The sequence below is a fragment of the Flavobacterium chryseum genome (assembly GCF_004362015.1).
Classification (GTDB): domain Bacteria; phylum Bacteroidota; class Bacteroidia; order Flavobacteriales; family Flavobacteriaceae; genus Flavobacterium.
Genome location: NZ_SNWW01000002.1, coordinates 379,533 through 392,886 on the forward strand (window position 1 = coordinate 379,533; position 13,354 = coordinate 392,886).

Below are 13,354 nucleotides of genomic sequence, written 5' to 3' on the forward strand. Positions count from 1 at the left end.
ACCTTTTTTCTAAATTGGAATTGGCTCTAACTCTACTCTTCTAAGTGGTCGTCGCCAAAGTTTAAAAAGCAGAATTATAAAAATGGGTAAAAAACAAACTGCTGACATGACCAGATAAATATCTTTGTACGCCAATAATATTGAGGCTTGAGAAGTTTTACTAGAAAGGCTTTTTTCGGCTCTCTTTTGTGCTTCGGATTCGGATAATCCTCGCATTAAAAAACTTCTTTTGGTATTTGTTAATTGTTTCTGCGCCAATTGGTTTACGGCTGTTAATTGCTGGCTAAGACCTGTTTTGTGCTGTACATTCATATTAGAAATGCAGGTCCCTAAAATCGCGCTTCCTAATAAACCTGCAAAAACAGCTTGTGCAATAATTCCGGTCATCATTCGTGAGGCGCTTAATTTAGGCGGAACTCCTTCTGAAATATATAATAGTGAAATTGGAAAAAGAAACCCCATTCCGAGGCCTTTGAATACTAAAGGAAGAAAAAAATCAGCCGAATCTATTCCGGGATAAAACCTGAAAAAGAGAATGATATGATAAAATCCGTAACAGCCAAAACCCATTATCCAGATGGTTGCCAAATACACTCTTTTGAATAAAAGATAGGTGGATAACGGAATTGAAATGCATAAACCAATCACCAAAGCCAAATGCGTGCGCGCTCCTGAGACAGAATCAAAACCCAAAATATTAGTCATATAACCTGTGATAACGCTTCCGGTTCCGTTCATTACTCCGATATAAAACATTAAAAAAGCTCCTATAATTACGTTTTTATATTTGTAAACTTCGGGATCAATTATGGGATCTTCGGTAAAACGGGTATGGATTAAATAAATTCCGAGAATGATAAATAATAAGGCAACCGCTAAACTTATTTTTGGATCGTTAAACCAGTTTCTGCTTTGTCCTTCGGCACTTAGAAAAAGAATAATGGTAAAAAATACAATCATAATTATCCATCCGCACCAATCAAACTGAAACTTCGTTTTCATGGGCGCGACATCCGCTTTATAAAAATACCAGGCCAGAATAATACAGATTAAAAAGTTGATATTTAGAAAGTAAATTCCGAATGTCCAATTGTAAAAACTGGTAAAATGTGCGCCAAAATATTGATAAACATGCTGACTACCTTTTTGAATAAACTGAAGAATTCCGTACAGCAACGCCATATTAAAAGCAGGATTGTATTTTAATAAAATTGGAACCATTGAAGCAAATATTCCAATAACAGAAATAATTCCCAAAAGTGAACGCCAGAACGTAAACCATTCAATACTAACCGCAAATAAAGAAGCCGTATTGAAAATAATAGATAAAAAACTAGCCGATAAAATCATCGTGCGTACGGGAATTTGCTTTCCGAGTTTTAATCCTAAAGGCATAAAAGCCAGTAAAACAAAAATAGAAATGTAAATGGAATACGTAAAAACCGTTGTCGAAGCACCAAAATGTCCGAGAATTTGAGAATTATCATAAGTCGTAACGTTCAGTCCGTTAAAAAAAGGAATCGTCAGGAGATATAATCCTATGAGGGTAAAAATGCTTCGTTTTTTTCCTGCGAACATCTTTTATTTTTTTACTTCCACCGTTACGTTCATTCCTGGTTTTACTTCTTCTAAAGCTTTTGCATCGGCTTCAAATTCAATTTTTACGGGAATTCTTTGTGTTATTTTTACAAAATTTCCGGTTGAATTATCGGGTTCGACCATCGAAAATTTAGCGCCTGTTGCCGGAGAAAAACCGAGAACTTTTCCTTTAAACTCTTTGCCGTTAAGCGCATCAATCGTAATGGTAACTTGCTGTCCTTGTTTTATTTTTTCGATTTGAGTTTCTTTAAAATTCGCCGAAACCCATAATTTCTGATTCAATACAATTGTGGCAACAACCTGATTTGCATTGATTAATTCTCCTATCGATAAATTGCGTTCGCCAACAATTCCATCACCTGGAGCAATAATATTGGTATACGACGCTTGTAATTTTGCTGCCTCGAGATCTGCTTTTTTTCTGGCAACGGTTGCTCTGGCTGCTTCTAAATTGATGCTGCTTTGTTTGGTTACCGAATTATTTGCTTCTAATCCTTTTTTTCCGGCTTTTAGATAAGCTTCTTCTGAACGTAATTTTGAAACTACCTGATCGTATTGATTTTTTGTTACGGCAGAATCGGCATACATGTTTTTAAATCGCTGGTAATCTTTTTGGGCTTTTTCAAGACTTGCTAAATCTCCTGCTAATTTTTCTTTTGTAGCAGCCTGATTTGATGATGAAGTTACAATTGTTTGTTCCATCGAATGCAGGTTTCCTTCGGCTATTGCCAAATCGGCTTCGGCTTGTTTTACCTTAATTAAATATTCTGAATTGTCTAAAATAATAAGTGTATCGCCTTTATGCACCAATTGATTGGTTTCAAACCGAATTTCTTTGATATGCCCCGTCGCGCGTGCCGAAACGTTATTGATATACGCCTGAACCTGAGCATTATTGGTAGTTTCATAATTGCTAAAATCAAAAAACAGGCTGATAATCCAGAAGCCTCCAGCAATCAGAAAAATAAAGGAAAGAACCGTTAAAATGGTATTTCGTTTTTTGTCTTTCTGAAGGGCTCCGTTTGGTGCATTTTCTTCGCTCATAATAGCTTTTTTTTAGAGTTTACCCATTGCAAACTGCAGGGAATAATATTGAATAATTAAATCTAAATTGGCATTAACTAATGAAATTTTGGAGTTATTCAACTGTAATTCAGCATCGACCATATCGCTGATTAAAGCAAAATCATTATCATATCTGCTTTTTACAATTTTATAATTGCTTAAAGACAGCTCGACATCTTTTTTATACGTTTTGATGTTTTCCTTGCTTTCAGCATATTTGATGTAAGCTGTTTTTACTTCTCTTTCGATTTGGTCTTTTGTGGCATCAAGTGCAATATTGCTTTTATCGATTTGCAATTTATCTCCGCGTATGCGATGTTTTATATTGTAAAAACTCGAAACATCCCAATTTAGCGAAATACCTGCTGCCCAATAATTTATAATATTGACATAATTAGGCCATTGTGCGGGATATTCGGTATTTAGAATAAGGTTTGTACTTATATTAGGTTTAAAGCCGCTTTTTGTAATATCTAAAGTTGATTCTGAAAGTTTCAGGCTTATTTCAGCGCGTTTTATTTCCTGTCTGTTTTGATAGGCTTCCGTTATACTTTTTTGTAAATCTACTTCTTCGAAACTAACATTTGCAACCACATCCGGTTTTAAGATCGTATTTGTTGGAAGACCAATTAATATGTCTAAATAATTGCTTACCAATTCGATATCATTTGTATTTCGAAAAACCGAAACTTTAAAATTCGATTGCTGCAATTCGGTTCTTAATAAATCACTTTTAAGATTTTGTCCGTTATCAACACGCGATTTTAATTGTTTTAACCGAAGATCTGTATTGATAATATTTTGTTTGGTTACTTCAATTTGGCTGTATAATTTTTCGAGTGTAAAATAGTATTCTGTTATTGCATTTTTTACATCTGCCTCGGTCATTTTTACAATTGATTCCTGCATTTGGGAAATGAGTTTTTGCTGCTCGATTTTATCGTTTATTGCACCGCCGCTATAAATGGGCATTGAGGAGACTATATTAGCAAAAGCCCGATGGTTATAGTAATCTACTGTTATGTTTCTCTCATAAAATCCTTCGTATAATTTAGGATCTCCAATGTAGGTATATCCTGCGCCCAAACTCAAACGCGGAATTTTCGCCATTTTTGCCTGACTGACATTTTCATTCGCGATGGCAACATCTGTATTTGCTATTTTAAGTTGTCTGTTATTTTGATTTCCAAGCTGAAGTGCTTCTTCTAATCGTATTATTTTGATATTTGAATTATCTGCCTGACTCAAAATTTTAACAGGAATTAAAAAAATTAAAGTCAGCATTAGATATCGAAAAGGTGTTTTTTTAGGTAACCGATAATTCATATTTTTTTGTTTTAATTAAATCGCTGATATACATCAACTTGCCAATATTTTAATAGTACTAACCAAAAAAAATCAAAAAATAAATACCATAAATACTATTTTCCCTTTAAATACGGGTTGTCAAATAATTTATGTTAAATTATGTTAATATAAATGTAGTAAAAATTTCGTTATATAAAAATAAATCGCTAATATTGAACTACTTAAAACCAAAAAAGATATGCTAATAGAACTTGCTTTAACAGGGAAATTTATTGTTGATATCGTTAAAAGATTAAGAAGCGATAAAACTTTTCGAACTTTAGGATTTTTAATATTTGTACTCATTCTTGTAGGAACGATGTTCTTCTGGCTGGTCGAACATTTACCATTTCTCAAAGCACTCGCCTATTCTGTGGGAACGCTTTCGATGAACAGTCCGTATGATCATGCGGTAACTTTTTCGACTATTGGAGTCGTTTTTAACATCATTTACATTTTTATTGGTGTTGGTGTGTACATCATTTTTGTTCTCGAAGCCGGAAAAACAATAATATCTGCGCATGAAGATTTTGAAAAGAAACAAGCAGAAAAGAAAGCCCTAAAAAAAGCATTAAAAGAAGCGAATAAAACCAAATAAAATAGAAATAATCAAAACAAACCAAAGTCCATTTTGTCTTAAAATGGACTTTTTTATTTAAATAAGATTTTTTACTAAAATGTTTAGTAAAATTAAAATACTAATTTGCTTAAAATCAATTGAATAAAAATTCTTACGAAAATGAATTATTTCATAAAATCACCTTAAAAAAGTACTTAAAAATAGTTCTTATTAATCCTTTTATACTATTTTTAGCGTTCAAAGCTTGGTTGCTTTATTCTTATAAATCCCAAATTTACAAGACTTTAACCTAATTTTTTATTTATTGATTAAAAAACTAAAACGTATGGTACTTTGTTTCAAAAGGCTTCATTTATTGTTGTTCTCGTTTTTATCTTTCAGTGCTCAGGCACATATTGAAAATAGTAAAAAATTGCTCGTTTATAAAAACGCAATTTTACCTTTTCAAAATGCATCAAATAAACCCTATATTCTAATTGCTATTATTGCAATTTTTATTCTCACCGTTGGTTTTTTACTTCAAAATTACAAGTATTTAAAAACTAAAAATTTATTAGATGAACATCAGGCAGAGCTTAGTTCACAGGAGCTCAGTACTATTTTGCTGGAGCAGGAATTAATGCTGTTAAAAGCTTTTATTATTGATGAGGAAAAAGAACGTGTACGTGTTTCGCAAGAAATGATTAATACCATTGGCAGCAAACTAGCATCTATAAAACTGCAAATTAATCATCTGAATAATAGCAATTTAAAAAATATAAGTACTATTAATGTGCGATTGGAAGAAACCTATCAGCAATTTAAAAACTTATCTCCTAACCTGATTCCGAAGAAATTCAGTCAACATAGATTTTGTGAATTTTTAGAATCTTATCTCAATAATATTGGTGAAGCCTGTCAGCTTAAAATTTCATTTTTGACTTATCCTAAAAAAGAGGTTAATGAAATCAGTGAACAGCTTCAATGTGAGGTTTTTAAAATTATCCAGGAATTAGTTACAAGCACAATAAAATATGCAAAAGCTTCAGAAATAGAAGTTCAGCTGAATTTTATTGATGGTAATTTGAACGTTACGGTTGAAGATAATGGTTTTGGCTCGGATTCTAAAAATTACATGGAAATCATCAGTTTTGCAAAATTAGAAACTAGAATTAAAAATTTAAACGCTTCTTTTTCAATTGATTCTAAGTTAGAAAACAGAAGATTGATTAATATTGAAATTCCGTCATTGGCAGAAATCAATGAAACAGGAAGTGCAAAGGTACAAGGGATTAATATTAGAAATCAACTTAACATCTTGAAGAGTAAATTTTAGCATTATTATTCTAATTACCAGTAAATTATACAATTACAAAATATTTTTCTATAAGTAATCTGAAGTTATTACTGCTACATTTGTAATATATTAATCATTAAACTATATATTATGAATACTTCAAGTGATAATAATGGTAATTTCCCTCATTACGAACAAGATGTAATTTTAGGTACAAAATATTATTCAGATACTAATTTACAAGAACTGGATTCAGAAAATGATGTTAGTATTTACGAACAAGCAGATAGCCATCACCCGAGAAATTTTAATTCTCCGGATGATGATCAAATTATAAATCAGGACGATGCCGTTACCAACGATGATGATCATGAAGAAGCAGATCAAAAACTGGATCTTTATGATGAGCCAGAAGATGAGGACGACGGTTTATTTCGCGATGCCGACTTATCTGCACAAGAAGATATTGATCAGGATTTAGAAGAAATTCATCCTGTAAACCATCCAAGACAATTTTAAATTCAAGTAAGATTTTATATAAAACCGTTAGCTAAATGCTAACGGTTTTTTTTGTTTGAAAAGTCTACAAACAGCTGAAAATTATACAAGTAGTATTTAATTTTCTATAAGAGTTTATGCGTACCTGAGCACTAGCTTTGTATAACAATTATAAAAATAACCTTAAACTTTTATATTATGAAAAATGAAACTAACGAAAACTACGGTCAGTTAGAACGTAATTTTCACCATGACGAAGATGGTCCGATAGATAGAAATAAAGAAACTGCGATAGAAGAATTATTTGACAATGATAAATATCAAAATCTGGAAGACGATCTTCAAAATAAAGAAGAAACTCTAATCGATATTAATCATGAAACTAATGATTATAACAGAAATGAAAATATTCCGAACGAGGAAAGAGTCATTGATGAAGATGGATTGACTAAGAATGACGAAGAGGAAGACGATGATGATTTTAATCAAAATGATTTAGATGATATCATCGAAAAAGATGGCGATCTGGATGACGATAATGAAGATGAAGATTATAAAAGCAGCGAAGATTTAGAAGAAGCCGATGAATATTTTCCTGATACACATACGAGAGAGTAATGATTTTAAATTGGAGAATTTAGATTTTAGATTGTTAGAATTTTGGATTTTTAGATCATAACTTCTACTTTTAACTAATAACTCATAATTTATAACTCATAATTCCTCATGGATATATCAATTCAAATTATTTGGCTTTTTATTTTAGCTATTCCTATTTCCTGTATCAGTTGGACAGTAACGCATGAAGAAATATTTAAAGAACCCAGGGACTTTTGCGTTGAATGTTCTAAAAACAGCCGACTCTTGGTAACACGAAAGCTTTTTTATCTTTTTACCTGCGAATATTGTTTCAGCCATTATGTAACTATTTTTTTTATAATTTTTTGCGAATACAAACTATTACTTACTGATTGGCGTGGATATTTAATTGCGGGATTTGCATTAGTTTTTGTCGCGAATGTTTATATGAGTTTGTTTGGATTGTTGCGACAAGCAATCAAAAAAGAAAAAGTAGAAATCAAAAAAATCGAAATTGAAGAAGAAATTATTCAAAAGGAAATTAAGTAACCCGATATAATATAAAAAGCAAAAAGCCTATAAAATTTTATAGGCTTTTTGCTTTTTATAATCCGATTATTTTTTTGTTTTTCTTTTAGTATTCGAATTAGTGATGGTATCTATCGTCATTGGATGAGAAGTTGGATCTGAAACCATTTTGGTACTATTCGACTTTTGTTTTTTTACCGTATCAGCCTTTTTAGCTGCTGCATCTCTCTTTTTAGCTAAATGCTCTTTTACAGTATCCTGAGTTGTCGTTGTTTGTTTTGGAGTTTCTTGTGCCATTGCACTTCCAACGAACATCACCATTGCGATTGTTAAAAATAAATTTTTCATAATATGATATTTTTTAATTAATAGTTTGATTTGAAAGTTTAATTCTTAAGAATTATTCTTTTACAAATATCAGAATAAATCAATATTATAAGTTATATATTACAATTCGCAACTTACATCATTATCATCTGTTTAAATTTACGGAATTACAATTTATCTTTCTCCTTTTTAGATTTTTTTTGTACGATAAATTCATTTTTGTGCCAATATTCAAGTATTGTATTGATAATTTCTTTAAACTTTTCATAACTGTAAGGTTTAACCATGTAATTTTGTGTTGGCGCAGAATATAAATCCATTACAAAACATTGATTAAAGACAGTTGTAAAAAACAAACAAGGGCAATTTAGTTCGATACTTAAATTTTTAAAACTAATATTAACTTCCTGCTCATCATCCATATGGAGAAGCACAATGTCTGAAAATATCAAAAATGGTTTTACATTGTTAGAAATTAAGTAGTTATAAGCATCGTTTCCTGAATGAAAATATAGGATATTATTTGAAAAACCTAATTCAGAAAATATTTGTGTAAATAATTTACGATCTCCCTGATTATTTTCTATGAGTATGATTGGTCCTTTCTTATTCATGGTAATTCATTTTAATTATTAATAAACTGATTGATTTTACCCACAAATACTTTAACGTTTTTGAATCAATCTTTAAAATTATTAAGCAAATATTTAAATTTTTTAGTAAGAATGTATTACAAAATAATTTAGGATTATTATATAATTTTTATGTAGTTTTTTCTCAAATGTTAAAATTTAAGAAGTATCTTACGCAGTAGATATTATGTCAGATAACACCTCTGATATCTTGTATTTTCTGATAATTATATAAGTACAGAATTTAATCTTATAAAGCAAAATTTTTCATTTGAACTAATTTTGACAATTAGCAAATCATAAATTAATACTATTATGGTCGAAAAGAATTATGATCCCGATAATGATAATTGTCCGGAAAAAGAAACGGTAGAAAATCTTCATAAATCGAAATTGCATACTGATAAAAATAATACTCAAAATGTTGAAGAATTTATAAACGATAATCCAAATCGTATTTCGAAAGACAAAACAAAAGATTCAGAAGATAAAAAGAATTAATCTGATTATTTAAAAATATTCAGATCCTTACAAATGTTTAATTAAAAATAAAAATCATGGAAAACTTAAATTTCATTAATCCATTATTACACGGAATCATTCCTGAAGAACTAGAAAAAAAAGCCTTAAATATTTCTACAAAGCAATTAGTTGTTGCCGGAGTGGGAACATTAATTGCAGGAGCTGTTTTGAAAAAAACAGGACATAAAAAAGCAGGAGCTGTTGTTGCAGGACTTGCATTACCAATTCTAGCTTCAGCTATTTATAAAAAAATTCAAAGAAAAGCTTCTGAAGCACAAGCAAATGCAGACAATTCTGACGCTATAACAGAACACGCATAAATAATTTTTGTACTTCCCGGTTTCACTTTTGTTTTTAATCAATTGATTAAAGAGCAGAATGAGGACTAGGAAGTACATTTTTTTTTCACTTATAAAAACTGCACCATGAACCCATAAATACTTTCATTATGTCACTTTCTAAATACAACCAAAAACGTAATTTTAAGCAAACAGAAGAACCAAAAGGCAAAATTGGAAAATCTGAAAAAGACCTGATTTTTGTTGTTCAAAAACATGCGGCTTCTCATTTGCATTATGATTTTAGATTGGAATTAGATGGTGTTCTTAAAAGTTGGGCGGTTCCAAAAGGTCCTTCGATGGATCCTGAAGTAAAGCGCCTTGCGATGATGGTCGAAGATCATCCTTATGATTATAAAGATTTTGAAGGTTCTATTCCCGAAGGAAATTACGGCGCAGGAAATGTTATTGTTTGGGATAACGGAACGTATACCTCTGCAGATGATACTTCTGCATCAGCAAAAAAAACTTTATTGGCAGATTTAGATAAAGGCCGTTTGAGCTTTGTTCTAAAAGGCAAAAAACTAAAAGGCGAATTTTCCCTGGTCAAACTTAAAGGCAAACAGGAAAATGCCTGGTTATTGATAAAAAAGACCGACAAATTTGCTTCTGACGAAGATATTCTTAAAAAAGATAAATCGGTACTTTCTAAACGAACTTTAGAATCATTAGCTAAAAAAGCGGAAGAACCGGAGCAAAAGAAACAGGCAACAACTGCAAAAAAAACAACTTCTACAGTAAAAAAAAAGCCTGAAAAAACAGAAAACATTTCTTTTGTAAAACCAATGCTCGCTACTTTAGTCGAAAAACCTTTTGACGATCCTGAATGGGTTTTTGAAAATAAATATGATGGCTACAGATCGCTTGCTGTTCTTAATTCTGACGAAGTACATCTCTTTAGCCGAAATGAAATTTCATTCGATAAAAATTTTGAACCTATTCAGCAGGAATTAAAAAAAATAAACCATCAGGCCATTTTAGATGGTGAAATTGTCGTCGAAAATGCTGTTGGTGAAGCCAATTTTCAACTTCTTCAAAATTACCTTAAAACAGGAAAAGGAATTTTAAAATATTATGTTTTTGATATTTTAAATCTTGACGGTTTTTCAACTACTAATTTACCGTTGCTTGAACGAAAAGAACTTCTAAAAATATTACTGGAAAAGTATGAATTACCAAACGTTTTTTACTCTGAGCATACTGCAGCAAATGGAGTAAAACGTTTAGAATTAGCCGCTAAAAACAAAACCGAAGGTATTATTGCTAAAAAAGCTTCCAGCACTTACTTAATAGGAAAAAGAACCAATGACTGGCTAAAAATAAAAATACAAAAACAGGAAGAGGCTGTCATTATTGGCATTACAAAGCCTAAAAATTCCCGAAATTATTTTGGTGCAATATTACTGGGACAATATTACGGTAAAGGATTGAAATTTATAGGAAAATGTGGAACTGGATTTACCGAAGATACGCTGAAAGAGCTGTACACTAAATTTGAACCTAATTTTATAAATGAATCGCCTGTTGCAGAAAAAGTACCGCTTAGAGATACTATTCAATGGATTAAACCAAAATTTGTTGCGCAAATTAAATTTACGGAATGGACAGATGATTTACGATTACGCCATCCTGTTTTTTTAGGATTACGAGTTGATAAAAAAGCATCAGAGGTTTTTCTGCCTGCAAAGATCAATAGCACAATAATTAAAGAAGATGAAGTCATGGAAAAAGATACAACACAAGAATTAGGTAAAGGCGAAGATAATTTTGATTTGAAAGTAGGCAAAAACACCCTTAAGCTAACCAATCAAAATAAAATATATTTCCCTGAAAGTGGCATTACAAAAGGTGAAATCGTGCAATATTATAATGAAGTGGCAGATTTTATACTTCCGTATCTTAAAGATCGTCCGCAATCTATGAACCGATTTCCGGGCGGAATTAATGGACCAAGTTTTTATCAAAAAGATGTTGACCTGGATAAAATTCCAAAATGGTTAAAAACGAAAAAAGTATTTTCTGAATCTAATAATGAAGACCTGGATTATCTTATTTGCAACGATAAGGCAACTTTGCTTTATATGGCAAATTTAGGTTGTATTGAAATAAATCCGTGGAATTCGACAATTAAACAAATCGAAAATCCGGATTGGCTGGTTATTGATATTGATCCCTCTAAGGATAAATTTGAAGAAGTTATAGAAACGGCATTGGTGGTAAAAGATGTTATGGATGAACTTGAAACAGAATGTTATTGCAAAACATCCGGTGCTACAGGATTGCACGTTTATATTCCGCTTGGTGCTAAATATGATTATGATTCGATCAAGATTTTTGCTGAATTAATTGCGACTAAAATTCAACAGCGTTTACCGGAAACCACATCTCTGGAAAGAAGCATCAAAAAAAGAAATAATAAAATCTACATTGATTATCTGCAAAACCGCCGCGGACAAACGCTTGCCGCACCTTATTCTGTAAGACCAGTTCCGGGAGCACAAGTTTCTACACCCTTAGAATGGAGTGAAGTAAATGATAAGCTGCATCCGTCTCAATTTACCATAAAAAATGTATTGCAACGCTTCGAGAAAAAAGGAGATTTATGGGCACCCGTTTTAGGTAAAGGCGCAAATATTAAGAAGATAATGAACAAGTTATAATGGTTGATTGTAAATGGTTAATTATTAATGAAAAAATCATAAATCATAAATCATAATTCATAATTCATAATTAACCATTTACAATTATTAAGAGGATTTCTTCTTCTCAAGACTTGCTTTTAGCATACTTAACAAATCGTCGCTTTGTTTGTGAACGACTTCCAATTTTGGTGTTTTAGTTTGTTTTTTACCTTTTGCTTTGCTCTTAATTATTTTCAAAAGCTTATCAGTATATTCGTCTTTATAACTGCTGATATCAAACTTTTCGGTAAGTTGTTCTACGAGTTTGTTGGCCATATCCATTTCTTTGGTTTTCTTTTTAGAAATGGCAGGAACTTTAAGTTCGGCCGTGTCTCTGATTTCCTGTTCGAAACGAATTCGGTTTAAGAGAATAACATTTTTATAGGGCTTTAAAATGGCAAGACTTTCTTTGTTTCTTAAAACAAAACTCGTCACTCCTACCTTACCCGTTGCCTCAAGTGCATCGCGCAATAAACCATAGGCATTCATCGCACCCTTATCCGGTTCCAGATAATACGGCTGCTCATAATAAATACTTTCAATTTCTTTTTCGTACGCAAAACTCTGAATATCTATTGTTTTGGTTTTGATGGCATCTGCGGCTTCAAAATCTTCATCTTCAACTATAACGTATTTATCGTCAATTCGGTAACCTTTTACAATTTCAGAAAAAGTTACTTCTTTACCGCTTTTTTCGTTTACACGTTTAAACTTTATGTTAGAGTGATCGCTGGCATCAAGCATATCCATATCAAGACTACTTTCCTGCACAGCAGAAAACATTTTTATGGGAATATTGATTAACCCAAAACTTATTGAACCTGTCCATATTGACCTCATAACTATTATTTTTTGTATTTAATAACTGTTCAGAAAAGTAAATCTTGCCTGAAGAAGTCTTATATATTTCCTTCAACCCAATTTAGGGCCTTATTAAATTCAATTTTTTTAAACCCTTTAAACTCTCCCGGAACAACATAACTAAAACCGTTTGTAAACGAAATAATTTCTTCAGAATCTGAAATGATTGCAGCCCTGTTCCATTTTCCTAAATGTTTAAGTCCTAACATTGCATCCTGAAGCCACGCACCGGCAGTAAAATTTTCTAAGTCTGTATCTAAAACCAGTAAAAAATTGATTTCATTTAATTGATTTACTAATTTTTCAACTGCAGGAACTACAACTCGTTGAAAATCATCTTTAGTTACTTCGGCTAATGCTCTAAAAGCAACAATATTATCTGCGGTATCGATTTGGTGTATCATTTTTTCTTTAATTTATTTGTTTAAAATTTATTCTGTGAATCTATTAGGTATCGATTTTATTGAATTAAAAATGGATATTCTGAAGTCTCCCAAAAGTAACTACAATATTATTTTTTT

Annotated in this window: 15 protein-coding genes; 8 read left to right on the forward strand and 7 right to left on the reverse strand. The window is 31.4% G+C overall.

Features of this window, described 5'->3' with window-relative positions; all coding sequences use genetic code 11:
- Nucleotides 1-9: 9 nt before the first annotated feature.
- The 3 genes from EV143_RS05370 to EV143_RS05380 are packed head-to-tail and all read right to left on the reverse strand — an operon-like array spanning nucleotide 10 to nucleotide 3,990.
- Nucleotides 10-1,578: an MFS transporter gene (locus EV143_RS05370; RefSeq protein ID WP_133506940.1), complete on the reverse strand. Its 1,569-nt coding sequence runs from the start codon at nucleotides 1,576-1,578 to the stop codon at nucleotides 10-12.
- A gap of 3 nt (nucleotides 1,579-1,581) precedes the next feature.
- Entirely contained in the window at nucleotides 1,582-2,643 is a 1,062-nt protein-coding gene (locus EV143_RS05375) for an HlyD family secretion protein (protein ID WP_133506941.1), read from the reverse strand.
- A gap of 12 nt (nucleotides 2,644-2,655) precedes the next feature.
- On the reverse strand, nucleotides 2,656-3,990 hold the full coding sequence (locus EV143_RS05380) for a TolC family protein (RefSeq protein WP_133506942.1): 1,335 nt from the start codon (nucleotides 3,988-3,990) through the stop codon (nucleotides 2,656-2,658).
- A 220-nt stretch (nucleotides 3,991-4,210) separates the two neighbouring features.
- Here EV143_RS05380 and EV143_RS05385 point away from each other — a divergent pair, with 220 nt between their 5' ends.
- The 5 genes from EV143_RS05385 to EV143_RS05405 all read left to right on the forward strand — a co-directional run bounded on the left by EV143_RS05385 (nucleotide 4,211) and on the right by EV143_RS05405 (nucleotide 7,493).
- Nucleotides 4,211-4,609, forward strand: coding sequence for a hypothetical protein (locus EV143_RS05385; protein WP_133506943.1), 399 nt, complete (start codon nucleotides 4,211-4,213; stop codon nucleotides 4,607-4,609).
- A gap of 307 nt (nucleotides 4,610-4,916) precedes the next feature.
- A complete protein-coding gene (locus EV143_RS05390) occupies nucleotides 4,917-5,906 on the forward strand; it encodes a sensor histidine kinase (protein WP_133506944.1) in 990 nt (329 codons plus the stop codon).
- A 111-nt stretch (nucleotides 5,907-6,017) separates the two neighbouring features.
- Nucleotides 6,018-6,386: a hypothetical protein gene (locus EV143_RS05395; RefSeq protein WP_133506945.1), complete on the forward strand. Its 369-nt coding sequence runs from the start codon at nucleotides 6,018-6,020 to the stop codon at nucleotides 6,384-6,386.
- Nucleotides 6,387-6,563: 177 nt separating this feature from the next.
- Complete coding sequence (locus EV143_RS05400; RefSeq protein ID WP_133506946.1) at nucleotides 6,564-6,983, forward strand: hypothetical protein; 420 nt, start codon at nucleotides 6,564-6,566, stop codon at nucleotides 6,981-6,983.
- 108 nt (nucleotides 6,984-7,091) lie between these two features.
- Nucleotides 7,092-7,493 (forward strand): hypothetical protein, encoded by a 402-nt coding sequence (locus EV143_RS05405; RefSeq protein ID WP_133506947.1) that lies wholly within the window; start codon nucleotides 7,092-7,094, stop codon nucleotides 7,491-7,493.
- Between the two features lie 66 nt (nucleotides 7,494-7,559).
- On the opposite strand, the gene EV143_RS05410 is transcribed toward EV143_RS05405, so the two are convergent.
- The gene (locus tag EV143_RS05410) at nucleotides 7,560-7,820 is read right to left on the reverse strand and encodes a hypothetical protein (protein ID WP_133506948.1); all 261 of its coding nucleotides are present in this window, start codon (nucleotides 7,818-7,820) and stop codon (nucleotides 7,560-7,562) included.
- A 146-nt stretch (nucleotides 7,821-7,966) separates the two neighbouring features.
- On the reverse strand, nucleotides 7,967-8,413 hold the full coding sequence (locus EV143_RS05415) for a response regulator (protein ID WP_133506949.1): 447 nt from the start codon (nucleotides 8,411-8,413) through the stop codon (nucleotides 7,967-7,969).
- 333 nt (nucleotides 8,414-8,746) lie between these two features.
- On the opposite strand from EV143_RS05415, the gene EV143_RS05420 reads away from it, so the two are divergent.
- The 3 genes from EV143_RS05420 (at nucleotide 8,747) to ligD (ending at nucleotide 11,951) form a co-directional block, all read left to right on the forward strand.
- Nucleotides 8,747-8,932 carry a hypothetical protein gene (locus EV143_RS05420; RefSeq protein WP_133506950.1) on the forward strand — a complete coding sequence of 62 codons (186 nt, stop codon included), beginning with the start codon at nucleotides 8,747-8,749 and terminating at the stop codon, nucleotides 8,930-8,932.
- 56 nt (nucleotides 8,933-8,988) lie between these two features.
- Nucleotides 8,989-9,273 carry a PrgI family protein gene (locus EV143_RS05425; protein WP_133506951.1) on the forward strand — a complete coding sequence of 95 codons (285 nt, stop codon included), beginning with the start codon at nucleotides 8,989-8,991 and terminating at the stop codon, nucleotides 9,271-9,273.
- Between the two features lie 128 nt (nucleotides 9,274-9,401).
- Nucleotides 9,402-11,951: a DNA ligase D gene (ligD, locus tag EV143_RS05430; protein WP_133506952.1), complete on the forward strand. Its 2,550-nt coding sequence runs from the start codon at nucleotides 9,402-9,404 to the stop codon at nucleotides 11,949-11,951.
- Nucleotides 11,952-12,038: 87 nt separating this feature from the next.
- Here the strand turns inward: ligD and ku are convergent, their stop codons facing one another.
- Nucleotides 12,039-12,812 carry a non-homologous end joining protein Ku gene (ku, locus tag EV143_RS05435; protein ID WP_133506953.1) on the reverse strand — a complete coding sequence of 258 codons (774 nt, stop codon included), beginning with the start codon at nucleotides 12,810-12,812 and terminating at the stop codon, nucleotides 12,039-12,041.
- A 59-nt stretch (nucleotides 12,813-12,871) separates the two neighbouring features.
- Nucleotides 12,872-13,237 (reverse strand): SpoIIAA family protein, encoded by a 366-nt coding sequence (locus EV143_RS05440; protein ID WP_133506954.1) that lies wholly within the window; start codon nucleotides 13,235-13,237, stop codon nucleotides 12,872-12,874.
- Nucleotides 13,238-13,354 lie beyond the last annotated feature (117 nt).

What these genes read in the sequence shown, in the direction of transcription:
- EV143_RS05370 (WP_133506940.1), bottom strand. Translation starts at nt 1,578, where the DNA reads ATGTTCGCAGGAAAAAAACGAAGCATTTTTACCCTCATAGGATTATAT.
- EV143_RS05375 (WP_133506941.1), bottom strand. Translation starts at nt 2,643, where the DNA reads ATGAGCGAAGAAAATGCACCAAACGGAGCCCTTCAGAAAGACAAAAAA.
- EV143_RS05380 (WP_133506942.1), bottom strand. Translation starts at nt 3,990, where the DNA reads ATGAATTATCGGTTACCTAAAAAAACACCTTTTCGATATCTAATGCTG.
- EV143_RS05385 (WP_133506943.1), top strand. Translation starts at nt 4,211, where the DNA reads ATGCTAATAGAACTTGCTTTAACAGGGAAATTTATTGTTGATATCGTT.
- EV143_RS05390 (WP_133506944.1), top strand. Translation starts at nt 4,917, where the DNA reads ATGGTACTTTGTTTCAAAAGGCTTCATTTATTGTTGTTCTCGTTTTTA.
- EV143_RS05395 (WP_133506945.1), top strand. Translation starts at nt 6,018, where the DNA reads ATGAATACTTCAAGTGATAATAATGGTAATTTCCCTCATTACGAACAA.
- EV143_RS05400 (WP_133506946.1), top strand. Translation starts at nt 6,564, where the DNA reads ATGAAAAATGAAACTAACGAAAACTACGGTCAGTTAGAACGTAATTTT.
- EV143_RS05405 (WP_133506947.1), top strand. Translation starts at nt 7,092, where the DNA reads ATGGATATATCAATTCAAATTATTTGGCTTTTTATTTTAGCTATTCCT.
- EV143_RS05410 (WP_133506948.1), bottom strand. Translation starts at nt 7,820, where the DNA reads ATGAAAAATTTATTTTTAACAATCGCAATGGTGATGTTCGTTGGAAGT.
- EV143_RS05415 (WP_133506949.1), bottom strand. Translation starts at nt 8,413, where the DNA reads ATGAATAAGAAAGGACCAATCATACTCATAGAAAATAATCAGGGAGAT.
- EV143_RS05420 (WP_133506950.1), top strand. Translation starts at nt 8,747, where the DNA reads ATGGTCGAAAAGAATTATGATCCCGATAATGATAATTGTCCGGAAAAA.
- EV143_RS05425 (WP_133506951.1), top strand. Translation starts at nt 8,989, where the DNA reads ATGGAAAACTTAAATTTCATTAATCCATTATTACACGGAATCATTCCT.
- ligD (WP_133506952.1), top strand. Translation starts at nt 9,402, where the DNA reads ATGTCACTTTCTAAATACAACCAAAAACGTAATTTTAAGCAAACAGAA.
- ku (WP_133506953.1), bottom strand. Translation starts at nt 12,812, where the DNA reads ATGAGGTCAATATGGACAGGTTCAATAAGTTTTGGGTTAATCAATATT.
- EV143_RS05440 (WP_133506954.1), bottom strand. Translation starts at nt 13,237, where the DNA reads ATGATACACCAAATCGATACCGCAGATAATATTGTTGCTTTTAGAGCA.